A 19467-nucleotide genomic window follows, 5' to 3' on the forward strand; every position below is an offset into this window, starting at 1 on the left:
AATAAAATGAAAAAACACGCTATCAACTTTCTGATAGCGTGTTTCTTCATTTATTTAATATTTGTCTTCAAAATGCTCCAGACCTTTTTTCATGATTATCATGAGAATAATCAGAGCTCCTGAAACGGCAAGATATTTGACAAATAAGGGAGTTCCCATAATAAATGGCGTGTGTTTAAGCATGCCATAGTTTCCACCGATAGTCTGATTAACTATTACCAAAGCTAGATTCAGTAATAAGGTAGCCACGACAATCAGCCGCTTACTGATCGGATGAGTTTTATAACTATTAAAAATGACATTCAGGCTATTGACCAGTAGGGCATAGTGGCCAATTAGGAAAGAAAAGCCTGTGATATGAGGAAACTCATAGGGATCAAATACTGGATAAATCAATGCACAGTAGGTCCCGACAACTCCCATAATAGCAAAATAGCTCTTTATCCTACTATTTTTCAAGAGGAGAACAGCAAACATGGCCATGCGGCAATGGTAAAGGGGGAGACTAATATAAAGAGGAAAGCCCTGCCAGAGGTACCAGGTATAGAGGGCAAAGAGTTGAATGGCTTGGATGGTAAGAAAGGTCCAACGCCATATATTATTCTTATACCAACGCCAACTCAAGTAACTCAAGACTACCATCACCAAAAGCATAAGCAAATAATAGGGCAAAGGTATCTGGGGTGGATGAGTTTGGGTGGTTGTCAAAAAATCCTTCATTCTCTTCTCCTGCTGAAATTACTATTCCTGCTATTATATCAAATTTCAGGATAAAGCAAAAACCTGCTTGGAGAGCAGGTTAGAGAACTTAATTCTTAGCTTGGAGTTCTTCCACGACCTTGGCTAGGTTCATAGAGTTAGAGCCCTTAAGCAAGATTTGATCGTGCTCGCCTAGGCTTTCTTTGATTTGCTTAACCATAGCGTCAAATTGGTCTTCGTCAGCTGTTTTCTTGAAATAATAGACATGACCAAGTGGGAACATTTGACTAGCAAGTTGTGACAATTCTGCAATGTCTTCACCATAGAAAATTACCGTATCAATAGCATCTGGTGTCAGGCTTAGAATCATCTGTGTGTGAAGTTGCACAGACTGTTCACCGAGTTCTTTCATATCAGCTAGGACAGCGATTTTCTTGCCTCCTTCATTCTTAGGAATAGCTGAGAAGGTCTCCAAAATGAGCTTCATGGCTGTTGGATTGGCATTGTAAACGTCTGAAAGAATATCAGCACCGTTGGCTGCTTTTTTCCATTCGGTACGGTTTTTTGTAAGCTGCAAGTTAGCAAGAGCTGAGAGGATATTTTCCTCAGTGACACCCAAGTGTTTAGCCACATAGGCAGCAACCATGGCATTTGTGGCATTGTATTTTCCAGTGACTGGCAAGGTAACTTGTCCGCCTAGGAAGTTTGTTGAAAAGGTGAGATGGTCCTTGAATTCTGTCAAGTCAGAGACTGTAAGCTCTGCACCATCTCCAAAGCGTACCACCTCAAGATTGCTTGGCAAGAAAGGATCAACGATTGGATCACTTGGTACAAGCAAGAGGCTACCATCAGGCATACCGTCTTGCATTTGCATTTTACCTTGGGCAATCTTGTCACGGCTACCGAAGAATTCCAAATGAGCCTCTCCGATTAAGGTAACAACGGCTGTTTTTGGCTTAGCTAGGGTTGACAAGAGGTGAATGTCTCCCATGTGGTCTTGTCCCATCTCAAGGACGATTTTCTCAGTATCATCAGGCATGTGGAGGGCTGTATAAGGAAGACCAATCTCGTTGTTGTAATTTCCTTGAGTTTTGTAAGTACGATAGGTTGTTGCCAAGATATCATGAATCATGTCCTTGGTTGTTGTCTTACCATTAGAACCAGTCACAGCAATAACATCAACCTCAGTCTTTTCAAGATAGTAGGCAGCTAGTTTTTGGAAGGCTTCAAGAGCGTCATCAACTAGGATGTGGGCTTGATCGGCCGGTAATTCTTTTTCTGTGAATGTCGCTAGAGCACCATTGTCAAAGGCTGTTTGGATAAAATCGTGCCCATCACGCGCACCTTTTAGTGGTAAAAAGAGGTCACCCTCTGTAATCTTACGGCTATCAAACTCAATCTGGTTAATGGTAACATCTTCATAGGCTGTGACATCATTTTTAGCGCCAACAACCTTGGCAATTTCATGTAGTGTCAGTTTCATCTTAAAATCCTCTGTTATATTTTTACAAGTCTGGCAAGAAATAAGATTTTCTTGCCTACAATCACTCCCAATTATATCACAAATCAGGCCAGCTTTTGCTTGGGAGATGAATTTGTTACAATGGTTGATGAAAGGATTAGGCATGGCAAAGAAAAAATTAATCAACCTCTCTAAAGAAGAGGAAAATATAAATGGCGACTGCCAAAGTATCGAAGAACTTAAAGGGTGGCGCTTTAATTGGAGAAAGATCATCCTACTAGAACCAACAGCTGAATTGATTATTTTAGTGCTACTGGCACTGCTGTATGGTGGCTTTTATTATTATGATCATTATACAGTCAATGAAGATAACATATATGGTCTCTGGCAGTCTGATCATCATAAGTTAGCGATTTCCTATAAGCATATTCGGAAACGAGGAAATATCGACTGGCAAGTCATACAGGATGGGAAGTATATTATCCATGCTGCTAGAACTCGCCCGGTCAAACGGCTTAATGACGGAACTCTTCACATGGAGCTCTACACTGTGGAAGGCTACCTGACAGACCTACCCACCAAGGACGGCTTCAGCTATATGGATTTCTATCTTCGCAAAAACAATTATCTTACCTATGATGGTGAGTCCTACAAGCGTATCAATTCTGGAAACAAGTCCATCACTTGGAAAGATGGGTCCACCAGCCCTTATGGTGAACGGAAAACCACGATAGATGAGGTTTTTGAAGCCCTCTATTTGATACTTATGGGGATTTGCTCAGTTCTTATCATTATAGAGGCTCGGCAAAAGAGGAGAGAAAAACTCAATGAAACACCAAACAAAAAGAAAATACGCTGACCGAAAGAAACTCAATCGAAAGTATCATTCACAAAAAGCATATCGAAAAGAACAAAAACGCAAAACGGGATGGCGAGCACGTTGGGGTAAATTCAAAGACCGTTTAGCCAACATTGTTGGGATATGTTTCCTACTCATGATACCGATTTTCATCGTCTATATGATTTTCTTTGACGATGGGGTTTCTAAAGATGGTATCTACGGTCTGTGGCAATCTGAAAATCATCAGCTTGCCATATCATATGAAGATGGTTCAAAGGGAAGTAAGCGTGATTGGGATATTGTTCAAGATGGACATGTCCTCATTAAAGATGCACGCATTGATGATATTAAACGCTTAGAGGATGGGACCCTCTACATTGAAGTTTATGCCAAGGAAAGTCTGTTTTCAGACCTTCCCACAAAGAACGGCTACAACTATTTAAATATGTATGTCCGTAAAGACAATTACCTGACCTATGATGGCGAATCCTACAAACGGATTGATGATGAAGACAAGAGCATTACCTGGAAAGATGGTTCAAAATCCCTTTATGGTCAACGAATAACCTTGTTTGATCGTCTGGAACCTTATATCATATTTGGATTTATTGGTTCTATGATTTTGTATGCCATTTTTGTCGATTGGAGAATAAAAAGAAATCTAAAAAGGAAAAATAGGCTAAATGAGGCATCTACTAAAGAGAAAATACGCTGACCGGCAGAAAATTAATATAAGTGACCATTCACAAAATGAATATCGAAGAACACAAAAGTATAAAACTGGATGGCGAGCACGTTGGGGTAAATTCAAAGACCGTTTAGTCAAGATTTTGAGTATTTGTTTTCTAATCATGGTACCTATAGTCAACATCTATATTAGATTCTTTTATGATGGTATCAGTGAAAATAGTATCTACGGGCTATGGCAGTCTGAAAACCACAAGCTTGCTATTTCCTATAACGAAGGAGGAAGAAGTCGTAAGTACGATTGGGAGATTGTACAAGATGGAAAACTCCTTATCAAAAATGCTCGAACTCAGAAAATTAAAGGTCTTAAAGATGGAACCATCTACATTGAAGTTTACGCCAAGGAAAGTCTGGTCTCAGACCTTCCCACAAAGAACGGCTATAACTATTTGAATATGTATGTACGGAAGGATCATTATTTGACTTATAATGATGAGTCCTACAAAAGGATTGATGATAGGGACAAAACCATTACTTGGAAAGATGGCTCTACCTCGGTCTATGGTGAACGCAAAACTTTTTTTGATTATTTTGACTCTTTTCTTTTTTGGGGAATGGTGGGAGCCGCTTTCTTGTCAACTATTGTCATTGGGTGGAGAAACATAAAAAGCAAAAAGGTGAGAAAAAAATCACCCTAAAACAAAAAAAACACTCCTGCTTCTAGCTAGACTAGATAGCCACGGAGTGGTTGTTTTATTCTTGTTAAGCAAGACTAATTCCCCTTAGAGAGGAATTAGTCTTATTTCACTTCGCCACCTTCAACCACGAGGTCATCAGCTTTAGCTGCATCACCGTAAGTTGGGTGAAGTGTTTTTTCATAATCTTTGTGGAAGAAATTCTCTTCGCCAAGTTTCTTAATGTCTTTATTGATAAAGTCAAGGAGCTCTTTGTTACCTTTTTGAACGGCTGGGGCAATAGTATCTGGGTTACCAAGCGATGTGATTCCAACTTCGTAACCTTTATTTTCTAGAGCCCAAGCAAGAACTTCTGTATTATCTGTTGAGAAGGCATCGCCACGACCATCAAGGAGGGCTTGGTAAGCATCGCTATATTGGTCATATTTTTGCAATTTGATATTTGGGTAGTTCTTTTCAAAGTAAGTTTCAGCAGTTGTCCCCTTAGTAACAATCAAAGTCTTACCTTCAAGCTCTTTAACGTCCTTAATGACCTTGTCTTTAGGTGACACCACACCGATTGAGACTTTCATATAAGGAAGAGCGAAGTCCACTTGTTTCTTACGTTCATCAGTTACTGTGAAGTTGGCAAGCGTAATATCTACCTTGTTCGAAATCAAGAATTCGGCACGGTTGGCCGCATCTACTGAGACGTATTTAGGTTTTACACCCAAGTCTTTAGCCAAACGGTTACCAAGTTCAATATCGTAACCTTGGTAAGCACCCTTGTTATCTACATAACCGAAAGGTTTCTTGTCCGCAAAAACGGCGATACGGAGTTCACCACTCTTCTTAATTTCTTCAATAGTACGTGCTTTGGCTGTTGATTTACCAGAGCTACTGTTACTTGAGCAAGCAGTCACTGCCACCAAGGCAAAGACGAGGGCTAAAAGGGCAAAAATTTTCTTTGTTAATTTCATAAATATCTCCTAAAATATTATAATTTTTACTAAAAACAATGGGTTACAAATAGGCACCAAACTGGCTGAAGTCAAAGACATTGAGGAACTCTTGAGCTCGCTGGGTCTTTGGATGATTGAAGAATTCTTCAGCAGTCCCTTCCTCAGCGATGACACCCTTATCCATAAAGATAATACGGTCAGCGATGGCACGCGCAAACTGAAGCTCATGGGTTACAATCAACATGGTACGCCCTTCTTGAGCGAGGTCATTGATTAGTTCCAGGACCTCACGAACCATCTCAGGGTCAAGCGACGCCGTCACTTCGTCGAAGAGAATAACTTCAGGATGCATGAGCAGTGAACGGACAATGGCTACACGTTGCTTTTGACCACCTGACAGTTGTCGCGCAAAGCTATGCTTCTTGTCCAAAAGTCCCACACGGTCCAAAAGTTTCTCAGCCTCCGCAATAACCTCTTCCTTGTTACGCCCTTGAGCTTTGACCGGCCCCAAAATCAGATTTTGCAGGATGTCCAAATGCGGGAAGAGGTCATAACTTTGAAAGACCATGCCGATTTTCTGACGAATCAAGTGGAAATCCTTCTTACTTCCAGTGATAGACTTGCCATCCAGGAGAATATCCCCTCCTTGAATAGTCTCCAAGCCATTGATACAACGTAGCAAGGTCGATTTCCCACAACCTGAGGAACCCAGGATAACAAGAACTTCACCTTGTTTAACATCCAAGGAGATGCCTTTGAGAATCTGATTGTCCCCAAAGGACTTTTTCAAATCCTTGATTTGTAAAATGCTTTCTGTCATCTTAATTCCTCCAACGATTTTCAAGATAAGTAGACAGCTTAGATACTGGGTAACAAATGGCAAAATAAAGAATCAAAATCGTGCCATAAATCCAGAAAGAAGCTGTTGGAATAGTCAGGCGGTTACTGTCGATAATCTGCTGACCAACCTTGGTCACCTCAACTACGCCAATCAAAACCACCAAGGACGTAGTTTTAATCATACGTGTCACCAGGTTAATAGCCTGAGGCAACAAGCGACGCAAGACTTGCGGAATAATCACATAGGTATAGAGTTGGCCATTGGTTAGACCAAGGGCCCTTCCGCTCTCAAACTGGTGTCTAGGTAGCGACGTGATTGACCCACGCACCAAATCACCCATCTCAGCAGTTCCCCAAAGGGTAAAGACGATAATAGCCGATAACTCGCCTGAGATATTGATGTTAAAATTTCTGGCCAAACCAAAATAAACAATGAAGAGCAAGACTAACTGGGGCATGATACGAATAAATTCCAGATAAATACGTGACAAAAAACGTACAATCTTAGATTTCGAAGTCATGACAATTCCAAAAAGGGTTCCTAGTAAAAGGGACAGAAGCACCGAAACGATGGAAATTCCAATAGTTACGCCTAAACCTTGTAAGATACGTAGGAAATTATTCCCCTGAAGAAGAACCTGAAAGCCCGAATCCTGCATAGCGTAACCTCCTTTCAATCCAACTAAAGACTAGAGAAATCGGCAGCAACATCAAGAGATAAGCCACCACCAACATGCCTAGAGCCACATCGGTTTCGTAGTAAAGACCAATCAAATCCTTAGCCACATACATCAAATCCGCCAAGGCTACCGCTGAGAATACTGACGTTTCCTTGATAAGGAAAATAACGTTAGCACTAAATGACGGCAACGCCACAGCTACTGCCTGAGGAAGAACCACATAGCGAAAGACTTGGAACGGCGTCAAACCAATAGACAAGCCCACTTCATGTTGGGTCTGACTAACAGCCTCTAGACCACTTCGGAAGGACTCCGCCATATAGGAACCACCCAAGAAAATCAAACCTACCACAGCACAAGCCTCTGAGGATAGAACCAAACCTATACGAGGCAAGCCAAAGTAGAGAAAGAAGAGCTGAATCAAGAGCGGCGTATTACGAGATAGCTCAATATAAGCCGTCGAAAGCTGACTCAAAACCGGCACTCGATAATGACGAATAACACTCACCACCAAGCCCAAAAGGAAGGAACCAAGAATCCCCAGAACGGCAATATGTAAGGTTAAAAAGAATGCCTTCTGATAAAAGGGCAAATACTGTTGAACAATGGACCAGTCCAAAACTTACCTCCTCATTTAAGATACAAAGGGCGTGTAAAATTCCGTAAGGCAAATAGGAAACTGACGTCGTGTGCTAGCACACTAGGAAGTTTGTCTTTTACTCTAGGAATTTAGCCTGTGTTCAATTCTACAAGATACAAAAGGCGTGTAAAATTCCGTGAGCATTCACTGCCATCTACTTCTAGCCCTTTGACCCTTCTCTCGCATTTGAAAAGCACAGCTTCACAAAACACGAATGAATTGCTCTATTTCATTTGAAACGTTAGATTTATTCTACCACCTGTTAGATTATTTGGATAATATGTATTTTTTATCAGCGTGATAAAGAAAAGATATAAATAAAATCTAGATTTCTGTAAAGAAAAAAACACCTCAGTCTCAGAGATTTCTCCAAGACTAAGATGTCTGTCATCTAAATCATAGTGCTTAAATCAAATGACTTTCACGTTTTTCAAACATTTCTTGTCCCAAGGCTACCAATTCCTTGATAAGGTCTGAGTAAGAAAGTCCCATATTTTCCCAAAGTAGTGGGTACATTGACCATTGAGTGAAACCTGGCATGGTGTTGAGCTCGTTAAGGTAGATGGCTCCATCCTCTGTCAGGAAGAAATCACAGCGGGCAAGACCACAACCACCAAGAGCACGGAAGGCCTTGGCCGCATAGGCACGCATTTGCGTCATAACTTCTGCAGGCACGTGAGCTGGGATGTCCATGGTAATCTTATTGTCAATGTATTTAGCTTGGTAATCATAGAAAGCCACGTCTTTGACCACTTCACCTGGATCTGTCGTTTTGACAGTTGTATTTCCAAGGATACCAACCTCGATTTCTCGGGCAACCACACCTTGCTCAATCAAGATACGGCTATCATATTTGAGAGCCAGATCAATCGCTGCACGAAGCTCTGCTTCGTTTTCAGCTTTCGAAATCCCAACAGATGACCCCATGTTAGCAGGTTTTACGAAAACTGGGAAGGTCAATTTTTCAAGCGTCTCTGCTACTGCTGCTTCCAAATCTTCACCCTCGATGTAGACTGTGTAGGCAACCTGAGGGACACCTGCAACTTCAAGAATATGCTTGGTCATAATCTTGTCCATAGCCACACTTGATGACAAGACATTAGTACCCACGTATGGCAACTTGAGGGTTTCGAGGAAACCTTGGATAGATCCATCCTCACCCATAGGTCCATGGAGCACAGGGAATACCACAGCGCCTTCCTCATAAATATCGCTTGGTTTGATAGCCTGACTAGCCACAATTGTGTCATTAGTCATGAGCTTCTCGTCATCACCTGGTTTTTCTGTAAATTCTTGTGTTTTGATAAAATCACCAGACTGAGTGATAAAGTAGGTTTTAACCTCAAATGCGCTGTAATCCACCGCACGCATAACACTCTCAGCTGAGAGCACAGACACTTCACGTTCTGCTGAACGTCCACCGTAGAGAAGGATAAGGGTTTGTTTAGACATAGGTATACCGTTTTCTTTTCTTGATTTTCTAGTCTCAGTTTTGAGAACATAATTACCTTAATCATATCACAAAAGGAAGGGATTTTCAAAAAGATTATAGGCAAAAAAAACAGCCTAATAGCTGTTTCATTCCTGTCTTAAATTTCGTCACCAAGCTCAAACTTAGTACCTTTGAGGGCACGTTTGAGTGACCACTTCCATGGTTTCCCTTCGATAGTGACTTGTTTGTTTTCAAGGTCAACTTGAACCTTGTCTACGCCTTTGACAGCAGAGAGTTTTTCAGTAACGGTGTTGACACAGCCTTGGCATTTCATTCCTGTGATGTTATATGTTTTTGTCATTTTTCTTTCTTCCTTTTCTTTAATTGTTTTTTGATACACACCTTAAGTGATGGAGGACATTAGCAATCGACACTTAGACTTTGCGACGTTTGAGGCGCAGAGCATTAAGGACGACCGAAACAGAGCTAAAGCTCATGGCAAGTCCTGCTATCATTGGGTCAAGAAGGGGACCTCCAAAGAGGTGGAGGACACCCATAGCTACTGGGATAGACAAGATATTGTAGATAAAGGCCCAAAAGAGGTTCTCTTTAATCGTTGTGATAGTCGCCTGACTAATTTTCAGAGCCTTAACGACATCCATGAGGTTAGGTTTCATAAGGACCATATCGGCACTTTCCATAGCAATATCTGTCCCTGATCCCATGGCAATACCGATATCGGCAGTCGCAAGGGCTGGGGCATCATTGATACCATCACCAACCATGATGACTGATTTTCCTTCTGCCTGAAGGTCGCTAATCACCCTAGATTTCTCTTGCGGAAGCACTTGACTAATAACACGTTTGATGCCAACCTTTTGAGCGATAGCTTGAGCTGTTTGGTCATTATCCCCAGTCAACATGATGACTTCCTTGCCCATTTGATGAAGAGCTGCCACCATATCTGCACTGTCTTCTTTAACCTGATCGGCTACACCAAAGAGTCCGATTAACTTACCATCTTCAGCTAGGAAAATAGGGGTTTGACCATCAGCCGTCAAGTGTTGGAAATCAACTTGTGCTGAAGTCAAGTCGACTTTTTCCCCTGTCATAAGGGTTTGATTTCCAGCTAAATAAGTCTTGTCTGCATAGCTGGCAGTAAGTCCTCGTCCAGTCAAACTTGAGAAATTGTCCATCTCTAACAAGTCCAAGTTAGCATTTTCTGCTGCCACAAGAATGGCTTGACCCAATGGATGTTCAGACTTGGCTTCCAAGGATGCCAAAAGTTGCAAGGCTGCTCCGCTATTACCATAAGTATAGCTAGAAACCAACTGAGGTTTACCCTGAGTAATAGTTCCTGTCTTGTCAAAAACGAGGACATCAGCCTTGTGAGCTAGTTCAAGCACATCCCCACGCTTATAGAGAATACCGTGTTCGGCACCAAGGCCTGTACCAACCATGATGGCTGTCGGTGTCGCAAGACCCAAAGCACATGGACAAGCAATAACCAAGACACTAACTGCTACTGTCATAGCGAAGGTAAAGGTTTGTCCCATGACAAAGTACCAAAAGAGACCTGAAACAAGTGCGATAGCCATGACAACAGGAACAAAGACCGCTGATACCTGATCGGCAATTTTAGCAATAGGTGCCTTGGTTTGTTGGGCATCCTCAACCAATTTGATGATTTGGGAAAGCAAGGTGTCCTTACCAATCTTTTCAGCCTCATAAATCAAGCTACCTTGACCATTAATAGAACCTGCAAAAACTGGCTTACCCGCAGTTTTTTCAATAGGAAGGGACTCACCTGTTAGCATGCTCTCATCAATCGCAGAGCTACCAGAAATCACCTGACCATCCACGGCTATCTTTTCCCCAGGTTTGACCACAATATGATCACCAAGAACAACCTTATCCACAGGAAGCTTGACTTCCTTACCATCACGAAGGACAGTTGCTTCCTTGGCTGACAAGTGCATGAGTTTCTTGATAGCTTCTGAAGTCCGACCTTTAGACAGGGTTTCAAAGTACTTACCTAGAGTAATCAAGGTCAAGATAACAGCCACTGACTCAAAATAAAGTTGGTGGGCGTGATGGGCATGCCCCAATGAAATATGGTAAGTACCATAGAGACTATAAAGAAAAGCTGCCGATGTTGCTAAGGCTACCAAGGCATCCATGTTAGGATGACCCTTGGCCAAAGTACGAAAACCATTACTATAGAAGGAACGGCCCAACCACATGACTGGAACTGTCAAGACTAGCAGCACCAAGGCATAAGTCAAGGCTGCATGGTGAGGAGACAAGAAGTTTGGCACAGGTAGACCGACCATTGGCCCCATAGCTAGATAAAAGAGAGGAATGGTGAAGACCGATGACCAAATGAGGCGCTCACGCACCTTGTGAATCTTGTCTTCTTCACGTTCTTCCTGACTTTTAGCTGTATCTGGATTGTAGACTTCGGCTTCATAACCGGCATCAGCCACGGCCTTTTCAATAGCTTCTGGACTAACTTTATCCCCAGCATAATCCACAGACATTTTTTCCGTGGTCAGATTAACCACAGCCTTGTCCACACCATCCAACTTATTAACAGCATTTTCTACGTTGGCTACACAGGATGCACAGGTCATCCCATTAACCACAAAGGTTTCTTTTGCCATTTCCTATATCACCTCCATATGATGCCCACAAGCACATTGGCCAGGCACACAGTCACAAACCACCTGATCCACAGGTTCTTTTGCTGAAAGCAAGGCCTGTAACTTATCCACATCGGCTTGGGTCATCGGCGTCTTTTCCATGAGTTGCCCCAACAAATCGCTATGTTTGGTCAAACAAATCTTGTCAAAAACAGCTTCTAAAGCCTGAAAATTCGCCTCATCTTCCCCCAAGCTAGCTTGATAGATAAACCCTCGTCCTTGACGCTGACTGGTTAGATAACCCTTGTCCGCCAAACGTCCAATCAAGGTCTTTACTGTCGAAGCCGACCAGTCTAGCTTCTTAGATAGAATCGCTATAATCTCTGAAGAAGTCGCCTGCCCCTTGGCCCAGAGCACTCGCATGACTTCCCATTCCGCAGATGAAATTGTCAGCATGATAGCTCCTTTCTGAATGTTGTTATTCGTTTACGTTTGTAGATTTATTTTAACACTATCGCGAAAGTCTGTCAAGAGTTTTTTGTCTACATTTGTAGATTTATTTTTTAAAAACAAACACCTCCTAAGAGGCGCTAAACTTCACTAAGATAAGATTGAGTTGACGAGGCTACGTCCAAAATCCCTGCCTTCAACATACAAAAATTTAAACATGCCAGGGTAAATAAAAGCCAAACAAATAATCATAAAGAGTATTGCTAGAGCTTTCTTGTGTGATAGAAAGAATGAAAAAATATGATTAATCATGTTCTGTGATGCCTTCTCTTCCTTTCTTTTTAGTTATAAAATCATTCTATATTTTCCGAAAAGAAAAAAATAGTGACATAGATGTCACTAAACAGGCTTATTCATTCGATACGAGATTTAACCCTCAGCTTAAGCCCTTATAAAGATACAAGGCACCAACCAGAAGGAAAATCAGTGCATAGTGATTCTCTCCACGATAGAAAAATAGTAATGCTCCTATTAAGAAACAGACCCCTAGTATTACCCTCAATGATACTTTCATTTGTCTACCTCCTTTCTATAAGTGGGATGAAAATAAAAACAAGAGATAAATTTAATTCGCTACAATCCACCCATATTATAAACTTGATAACTAAGAAAATCAAATGTCCCAAAGAATGATTTTGATAAAAAATACTCCCCATTTCTGGAGAGTAGCATCTTCTATTTTTCAAAATGTGAACCGAATGTAACAAATTCAGCGACTTCTTTTTCCTTACCGTCGTGGAGGTCACGGACGATTTTTGATCCTACGATAACACCGTCTGATACAGCGTTAAAGCGTTTGATATCGTCTTCAGTTGACACACCAAAACCTGTGAGGACTGGAATGTCTGCATGGGCAGTCAAGTTAGCCAAGTGTTTGTCAAGGTCATCACGGTAATTACCAGTCTTACCTGTAACACCATTGATGGCAACGGCGTAGATAAAGCCTTCTGCACCATCAATCAACTGTTTCTGACGGTCAATACCTGTAGTCAAGCTCACCAAAGGCACGAGAGCAATATCACTGTCTTTCAAATAAGGGGTGATAAAGTCAGCGTGTTCATCTGGCAAATCAGGAATAATGAGCCCCTTGACAGATGTATCTGCCAGGTCCTTAACAAAGGCTTCAATACCATATTGATAAACTGGGTTGATGTAGGTCATGATAACCAAAGGCACCTGTGTTTTTTGTTCTTGAAGCTTCTTGATAATAGCTGTCAAAGTCACATCTTTAGCCAAACTACGTTGTCCTGCTAGTTCAATAACGGGACCATCAGCCACTGGGTCTGACCATGGAATACCCACCTCAATAGCTGAGACACCACTATTTTCCAAGAGAGCGATGGTCTCAAAGAGTCCGTCTAGGCCTTTAGCGTGGTCACCCGCCATGATATAAGGCACGAAAATGCCGTGTTTACTGTCTTTGATAGCTTGTAGGTGTTTTGTTAGTGTTTTTGTCATGGTTTATTTCCCTTCTGCTTCAGCTTCGAAACGTTCTTTTACCTGCATAACGTCCTTGTCCCCACGACCTGAGAGGCAGACGATGAGACTTTGGTCTGGCGACATCTTAGCTGCCACTTTTTGCGCAAGGGCAATGGCATGGCTAGACTCAAGAGCTGGGATAATTCCTTCCAAACGTGACAGAAGTTTGAAACCTTCTAGCGCTTCTTCATCTGTGATAGAATCGTAAGTCGCACGGCCGATTTCGTTGAAATAACAGTGCTCAGGACCAACCCCTGGGTAGTCCAGACCAGCTGAGATAGAGAAGGCTTCCATGATTTGACCATGAGCATCTTGGAGGACATCCATAAGCGCTCCATGAAGAATACCTGGACGACCTTTGGCAAAGGTTGCGGCATGTTTTTCAGTATCAAGACCCAAACCAGAAGCCTCAGCACCATACATGGCTACCGATTTATCATTAACAAATGGGTAGAACATACCGATAGCATTTGAACCACCACCGATACAAGCCATTACTGCATCAGGCAATTTACCGCCAGAAATCTCTGCGTATTGACGTTTGGCTTCACGACCAATGACAGATTGGAAGTCACGAACAATTTCTGGGAATGGTGCAGGACCAAGGGCAGATCCCATGATGTAGTGAGTATCCTCGATACCTGCAACCCAAGCACGAAGGGCAGCATTTACAGCATCCTTAAGCACGCGCGAACCATCTGTAACACTAAATACCTTGGCACCAAGCAACTCCATACGGAAAACGTTAAGCGCCTGACGTTTAACATCTTCCTCACCCATATAGATTGTACAGTCCATGTCGAAAAGGGCTGCGGCTGTCGCTGTTGCAACACCGTGTTGACCTGCACCAGTTTCGGCGATGATTTTCTTCTTGCCCATACGTTTGGCAAGCAAAACTTGACCAAGGGCATTGTTAATCTTGTGGGCACCTGTGTGGTTAAGGTCCTCACGTTTAAGATAAATTTGCGCTCCACCAATATGATCAGTCAAACGTTTGGCGTGGTAAAGAGGCGTCTCACGGCCCACATAGTTTTTGAGGAGATCATCCAATTCCGCTTGGAAACTTGGATCTTCCTTGGCTTCACGATAAGCCTTGTCCAATTCAATAACGGCTGTCATCAGCGTTTCAGGAACGAACTGACCACCGAATTTTCCATAAAATCCTTTTGCATCAGGTTGTTGATATGTCATGCTTTCACTCTTTCTATAAATGCTTTAATCTTATCTAAATCTTTGTGACCATCTGTCTCGACACCTGAGGACACATCCAAGGCATAGGGATGGAAGGTTTCCTTGGCCTCTGCCACATTGTCCACAGTCAAGCCACCAGCGATGAAATAGTCCTGTTCAATCTGTTTGTCCGCCAAGAGTTGCCAGTCAAAGGTCTGACCACTACCAGCAATAGGAGCATCAAAAAGAAGATAATCCGCCTGGCTCTTGACTTGAGACTCACTATCCGAAATCTGAATAGCTCTAATAACTGGTACTGATATCTTTGGAATCAGAGCTTCATCAAAAGTTCCATGAATCTGAACGATATCTAAGGGAACCTGACTAATCGCTTCTTCCAGTTCTTCAAGACTTGGTGAAACAAAGACACCGACGATTTTTGTCTGCCCTGTCACTCCTTTAGCTAGCTCGTGAGCTTGTTCAAGACTCACTTGACGCTTACTCTTGGCAAACACAAAACCAATGTAGTCAGCACCTGCTTCAACTGCAGTTGCCACCGCTTCTGGTGTCGACAGTCCACAAATTTTAACCTTTGTCAATTTGCAACTCCTTGACCTTTTCAGCCACATTGTCAGCCGTCATAAGGGCAGTTCCTACCAGAATCCCATTAAAATATGGGGCAACAAGGGCAGCATCCTGACCTGTGAAAATAGCTGACTCAGAAATATAAACAGGCTTGTCCTTGAAATGCGTTGATAACTCAAGACTGGTATTGATATCTGTCTCAAAAGTCACCAAATTACGGTTGTTAACACCGATAATCTCAGCACCAATACGATGAGCCACTTCCAATTCTGGCAGATTATGCGTTTCAACCAAGACTTCCAAGCCAAGGCTAGTCGCAAAATCATAGAGCTCCTTGAGACGAGCTTCTGGCAAGGCCGCTACAATCAAGAGAATGACTGTCGCTCCCGCATTACGGCTACGCACAATCTGTTTCTCATCAATAATGAAGTCCTTAGCCAAGGTTGGAATAGCCACCTCTGACGAAATTTCTTTCAAATAGGAAATATCACCCTTGAAGAAAACCTCGTCCGTCAAAACAGAAATCATGGCTGCCCCATTTTCCTCATAGGTCTTGGCCTGAGCCACAATATCCACATCCAGGTTAATATCACCCATACTTGGACTAGCTTTTTTCACTTCAGAAATAATTTGCAGCTTGTTTTGATTTGACTTGAGAAACTCATAAAGACGATAGGTCTGGCGCAAGGGTTGCAAGTCTTCCATGACCAACTGGGCCACTTCTTTTTCTTTTTGTTCTAAGATTGTTGGGAGAAAGGCTTTACTCATACTTGTACCTCTTGGAGTTGGTGAAGTTTCTCTAGGGCTGATCCGTCCGCAATCAATTGGCGAGCAAGCTCAACGCCTTCTTTAATGGTCTCAACCTTACCATTGGCAAAGAAGCCAAGACCTGCATTAAGCACTGTTGTTTCAAGATAAGGACTGGCTTCATTTTTCAAGACACTAAGGAGAATCTCTGCATTTTCCTTAGCATCACCACCTGTGATATCAGACAACTCAACCTTTTCCATACCCAAATCTTCATAAGTGAAAGTGTGTTGGCTGATGTGACCATCTTCCAAAAGGGTGTAGGTGTTAGTGCCATAGAGAGCAGCTTCGTCCATATTGTCAGGACCTGTGATAATAACCGCACGTTTACGTCCCAACTGTTGGATAGCATTAGCAACAATCTCTTGCAATTCCACACGGTAGAGGCCCATAAGTTGTGTCTCAAGGTCAAGCGGATTAGCCAGTGGTCCGACCAAGTTCATAATCGTTGGAATCCCAAGAGCTTGGCGAGCTGGACCGATAAAACGCATGGCTGGGTGCATGGTTTGGGCAAAGATAAAGGCCAAACCAACCTCATCAAGTGCTTTAGATAGGGTTTCTGGTGACGCCGAAACGTTGATTCCAAGGGCTTCAAGGACATCTGCCGAACCAGATTTAGAGGAAATCGAACGGTTACCAGCCTTGGCCATACGAATACCACCTGCTGCTAAGACAAAGCAAACCGTTGTTGAAATGTTAAAGCTATAAGACTGGTCCCCACCAGTTCCACAGTTACACATAGCATCTGTGAAGGTCTCAGGCAAGACCGTCGCATGTGATTTGAGGGCACGCACGATACCTGTGATTTCATCTGCTGTTTCTCCCTTAGTTTTTAGCCCCATAAGGAAGGCAGCGATTTGGCTTTCTGAGACTTCATTTTTGAGAATGCGGTCAAAGACTGCTTGGACTTGGTCTTGAGACAAGTCTTGTCGGTTTGAGATTTGTAGGAATATTTCTTTCATATCTGTTTTCCTTTTAAAAACGGTTCAAAGTTTTCTGATGCACGAGGAGATGTTTTGAGCGTAGACCAATTTAGCCAAAAGACTGTCTAACTAGTCTGCAATAATTTTCACGAAATTTTCAACCATCTTGAGCCCATCTGGACTTCCGATGCTTTCTGGGTGATATTGCAAACCATAAATTGGTAGCTCCTTATGTTGAATGGCCATGATTTCTTGATCATCAGTTGTGATAGCTGTCACATCAAAGCCCTCTGGCATTTGGTCAACAACGATGGAATGGTAACGCATGATTGGGACATCATTGTCAATATCCTTGAAAATTGGCGATGGCGTTTCAAAAGTAATATTGCTTTGTTTGCCATGCATGACATTCTTAGCCAAGCCAAGTTTACCACCAAAAGTTTCCGCAATAGCCTGGTGCCCCAAGCAAATTCCCATCATCGGTTTTTTACCAGCGAAATCCTTAATCAAGGCTTCCATTTTACCCGCATCAGCTGGCCAACCTGGACCCGGTGAAAAGACTAGCCCGTCAGCTTTTTCTGCCTCTTCATAGAGAGTCTCATCATCGTTACGCAAGACCTTTACCTCTGTAAATGTCCCTAGGTATTGTGCCAAATTATAGGTAAAAGAATCATAGTTATCAACTAATAAAATCATTGGGCATCTCCTATTCTTGTCATAGCTTTCGCCTTGTTAATCGTTTCGTAAAATTCATTTTCAGGAACACTGTCATAGACAACACCTGCACCTGCCTGAACATAGGCTTTTTGATTTTTGAGAATCATAGTACGGATAGCAATGGCAAAGTCCATATCTCCTGTCGCAGACAGATAACCAATAGCTCCCGCATAAATACCACGTTTTTCCTGTTCAAGCTCATAGATACGACGCATAGCACGAATCTTAGGCGCTCCTGACACGGTTCCAGCTGGTAGGGTTGATTTTAGAGCATCTAGTGCTGTCAATTCAGGCAAGAGTTGCCCTTTAACCACACTGGTAAGGTGCATCACATAGCGGAAATACTCAACCTCCATATACTTGGTCACCTTGACCGTACCATTTTTGGCAATCTTACCAATATCATTACGTCCCAAGTCAACCAACATACGGTGTTCCGCAGTTTCTTTGATGTCATGTGAGAGTTCATCTGCCAAGGCAGCATCTTCAGCCTCATTGGCACCACGAGGACGAGTCCCAGCAATCGGATTGGTGACCACCTCTCCATTTTTCACTGAAACCAAGCTCTCTGGGCTGGCACCAATCACCTGATAATCTCCAAAATCATAGAAATAAAGGTAGTTTGATGGGTTGGTCACGCGCAAGTTACGGTAGTAATCCAAAGGATCTCCCTCAAAGTCCGCTGAAAAGCGTTGACTAAGCACACATTGGAACATATCTCCCTCACGAATGAGTTTCTTAGCCTTAGCCACCATGTCCATGAAGACCTCTTTTTCGATATGATTTGAAAATTGCAAGGCTTGCAAGGCCTGAGGTGTAAACTCATTTGGCGCCTGAGTCTGTAGGCTAGTTACCACCTTCCCCAAAGCTTGACGCACCGCATCGTTATCACGACCTGAGTAGATATTATCCTCAACCACATAAACCTTTTCCTTCTTGTGGTCAAAAATCAAATAAGACTCGTAGATGAAGAAATGCATATCAGGTGTTCCAATCGTATCTTCAGGAATCTCACCGATATTTTCATAGAGACCAATCATGTCATAACCTGCAAACCCGATAGCACCACCTGCGAAAGGTAGGTCAGACTTTATGCCCTTGACTGTTACTTGGTCCAAGTATTCGAAAGGATCCTGATCAATCGCCTTACCATTTTCATAAAGAACACCATCCTTGAAGGTTACTTCAAAGACCGGATTATAGGCAACAATAGAAAAACGTGCATTTTCCTTCTCACGAGGAATAGATTCAAGGATAACCTTGTGTTCCCCCTGAACACGCATATAAGCCAAGATTGGTGTTAAGGTATCGGCTGGTAAAATTTTTCTCATAGTATTTCCTTTCAAACTGGTTTATCGAGAGTAATAAGACTGATGCAAGGCTCCTTTATAGGATGTATTGGCACCATTATTGTTCTTTATTCACTTTCTCTTCCAAAGCAATAAAGGCTTTAATCATGCTTCGCCAAACACATTCAGCCACATCTGGCGATAAGCCAAGCTCTAGTGCCTCCTTGCGACGGTTAGCTATGACTTGAGCAACACGATCATTCGCCCGGACTGCGGAATTATCTCCTTTTGGCTTCAGCCGCCCTGCCTTTTCCACAAGTATTTGACGTTGGGCCAGGAGTCGAATTAACTGACTATCAATATTATCAATATCACTTCGAATATCGTTTAATGCATCCATAATACCCAACCTTTCATTGAATAATGAA

General features: G+C 42.5%; 21 protein-coding genes. 3 read left to right on the plus strand and 18 right to left on the minus strand.

What is annotated here, in order from left to right; all coding sequences use genetic code 11:
- Positions 1 to 54: 54 nt before the first annotated feature.
- Complete coding sequence (locus LG375_RS04125) at positions 55 to 720, minus strand: YwaF family protein (protein WP_225745350.1); 666 nt, start codon at positions 718 to 720, stop codon at positions 55 to 57.
- 88 nt (positions 721 to 808) lie between these two features.
- The gene (locus LG375_RS04130) at positions 809 to 2182 is read right to left on the minus strand and encodes a UDP-N-acetylmuramoyl-tripeptide--D-alanyl-D-alanine ligase (protein WP_225745351.1); all 1374 of its coding nucleotides are present in this window, start codon (positions 2180 to 2182) and stop codon (positions 809 to 811) included.
- A gap of 142 nt (positions 2183 to 2324) precedes the next feature.
- Here LG375_RS04130 and LG375_RS04135 point away from each other — a divergent pair, with 142 nt between their 5' ends.
- From LG375_RS04135 to LG375_RS04145, 3 genes are read left to right on the plus strand one after another with little or no spacing between them, the layout of a single operon-like run.
- Positions 2325 to 3020, plus strand: coding sequence for a hypothetical protein (locus LG375_RS04135; RefSeq protein WP_225745372.1), 696 nt, complete (start codon positions 2325 to 2327; stop codon positions 3018 to 3020).
- The gene (locus tag LG375_RS04140) at positions 2989 to 3717 is read left to right on the plus strand and encodes a hypothetical protein (RefSeq protein ID WP_225745352.1); all 729 of its coding nucleotides are present in this window, start codon (positions 2989 to 2991) and stop codon (positions 3715 to 3717) included. The genes LG375_RS04135 and LG375_RS04140 overlap by 32 nt, the downstream gene beginning before the upstream one ends.
- Positions 3686 to 4387, plus strand: a complete 702-nt coding sequence (locus LG375_RS04145; protein ID WP_225745353.1) for a hypothetical protein — start codon at positions 3686 to 3688, stop codon at positions 4385 to 4387. Before LG375_RS04140 ends, LG375_RS04145 begins: the two co-directional genes overlap by 32 nt.
- 101 nt (positions 4388 to 4488) lie before the next feature.
- On the opposite strand, the gene LG375_RS04150 is transcribed toward LG375_RS04145, so the two are convergent.
- From LG375_RS04150 to LG375_RS04225, 16 genes are all read right to left on the minus strand, one after another.
- Entirely contained in the window at positions 4489 to 5343 is an 855-nt protein-coding gene (locus LG375_RS04150) for a cysteine ABC transporter substrate-binding protein (RefSeq protein ID WP_002891583.1), read from the minus strand.
- 43 nt (positions 5344 to 5386) lie between these two features.
- Positions 5387 to 6145 (minus strand): amino acid ABC transporter ATP-binding protein, encoded by a 759-nt coding sequence (locus LG375_RS04155; RefSeq protein WP_225745354.1) that lies wholly within the window; start codon positions 6143 to 6145, stop codon positions 5387 to 5389.
- A 1-nt stretch (position 6146) separates the two neighbouring features.
- Entirely contained in the window at positions 6147 to 6824 is a 678-nt protein-coding gene (locus LG375_RS04160) for an amino acid ABC transporter permease (protein WP_002891585.1), read from the minus strand.
- Positions 6784 to 7464, minus strand: a complete 681-nt coding sequence (locus tag LG375_RS04165; RefSeq protein ID WP_002891586.1) for an amino acid ABC transporter permease — start codon at positions 7462 to 7464, stop codon at positions 6784 to 6786. The genes LG375_RS04160 and LG375_RS04165 overlap by 41 nt, the downstream gene beginning before the upstream one ends.
- 426 nt (positions 7465 to 7890) lie before the next feature.
- Positions 7891 to 8937, minus strand: coding sequence for a D-alanine--D-alanine ligase (locus tag LG375_RS04170; RefSeq protein ID WP_073950354.1), 1047 nt, complete (start codon positions 8935 to 8937; stop codon positions 7891 to 7893).
- A 137-nt stretch (positions 8938 to 9074) separates the two neighbouring features.
- Positions 9075 to 9278, minus strand: a complete 204-nt coding sequence (gene copZ, locus LG375_RS04175) for a copper chaperone CopZ (RefSeq protein WP_002891592.1) — start codon at positions 9276 to 9278, stop codon at positions 9075 to 9077.
- A gap of 73 nt (positions 9279 to 9351) precedes the next feature.
- Positions 9352 to 11580, minus strand: a complete 2229-nt coding sequence (locus LG375_RS04180; RefSeq protein ID WP_107372296.1) for a heavy metal translocating P-type ATPase — start codon at positions 11578 to 11580, stop codon at positions 9352 to 9354.
- A gap of 3 nt (positions 11581 to 11583) precedes the next feature.
- Positions 11584 to 12015, minus strand: a complete 432-nt coding sequence (locus LG375_RS04185; protein ID WP_064524238.1) for a CopY/TcrY family copper transport repressor — start codon at positions 12013 to 12015, stop codon at positions 11584 to 11586.
- Positions 12016 to 12744: 729 nt separating this feature from the next.
- Positions 12745 to 13527: a tryptophan synthase subunit alpha gene (gene trpA / locus LG375_RS04190; protein ID WP_002891596.1), complete on the minus strand. Its 783-nt coding sequence runs from the start codon at positions 13525 to 13527 to the stop codon at positions 12745 to 12747.
- A 3-nt stretch (positions 13528 to 13530) separates the two neighbouring features.
- On the minus strand, positions 13531 to 14739 hold the full coding sequence (trpB, locus tag LG375_RS04195) for a tryptophan synthase subunit beta (RefSeq protein ID WP_002891598.1): 1209 nt from the start codon (positions 14737 to 14739) through the stop codon (positions 13531 to 13533).
- Positions 14736 to 15317, minus strand: a complete 582-nt coding sequence (locus LG375_RS04200) for a phosphoribosylanthranilate isomerase (RefSeq protein WP_107372297.1) — start codon at positions 15315 to 15317, stop codon at positions 14736 to 14738. Before LG375_RS04200 ends, trpB begins: the two co-directional genes overlap by 4 nt.
- Positions 15304 to 16071, minus strand: coding sequence for an indole-3-glycerol phosphate synthase TrpC (gene trpC, locus LG375_RS04205; protein WP_002891600.1), 768 nt, complete (start codon positions 16069 to 16071; stop codon positions 15304 to 15306). The genes LG375_RS04200 and trpC overlap by 14 nt, the downstream gene beginning before the upstream one ends.
- Positions 16068 to 17072, minus strand: a complete 1005-nt coding sequence (trpD, locus tag LG375_RS04210) for an anthranilate phosphoribosyltransferase (RefSeq protein ID WP_064524247.1) — start codon at positions 17070 to 17072, stop codon at positions 16068 to 16070. Before trpD ends, trpC begins: the two co-directional genes overlap by 4 nt.
- Before the next feature lie 90 nt (positions 17073 to 17162).
- Positions 17163 to 17729 (minus strand): aminodeoxychorismate/anthranilate synthase component II, encoded by a 567-nt coding sequence (locus LG375_RS04215; protein WP_064524249.1) that lies wholly within the window; start codon positions 17727 to 17729, stop codon positions 17163 to 17165.
- The gene (gene trpE, locus LG375_RS04220; RefSeq protein WP_198463671.1) at positions 17726 to 19081 is read right to left on the minus strand and encodes an anthranilate synthase component I; all 1356 of its coding nucleotides are present in this window, start codon (positions 19079 to 19081) and stop codon (positions 17726 to 17728) included. Before trpE ends, LG375_RS04215 begins: the two co-directional genes overlap by 4 nt.
- 76 nt (positions 19082 to 19157) lie before the next feature.
- Positions 19158 to 19439, minus strand: coding sequence for a chorismate mutase (locus tag LG375_RS04225; protein ID WP_225745355.1), 282 nt, complete (start codon positions 19437 to 19439; stop codon positions 19158 to 19160).
- Positions 19440 to 19467: the final 28 nt, after the last annotated feature.

The sequence above is a fragment of the Streptococcus sp. Marseille-Q3604 genome, assembly GCF_916619785.1.
In the GTDB taxonomy this organism is placed as follows: Bacteria; Bacillota; Bacilli; order Lactobacillales; family Streptococcaceae; genus Streptococcus.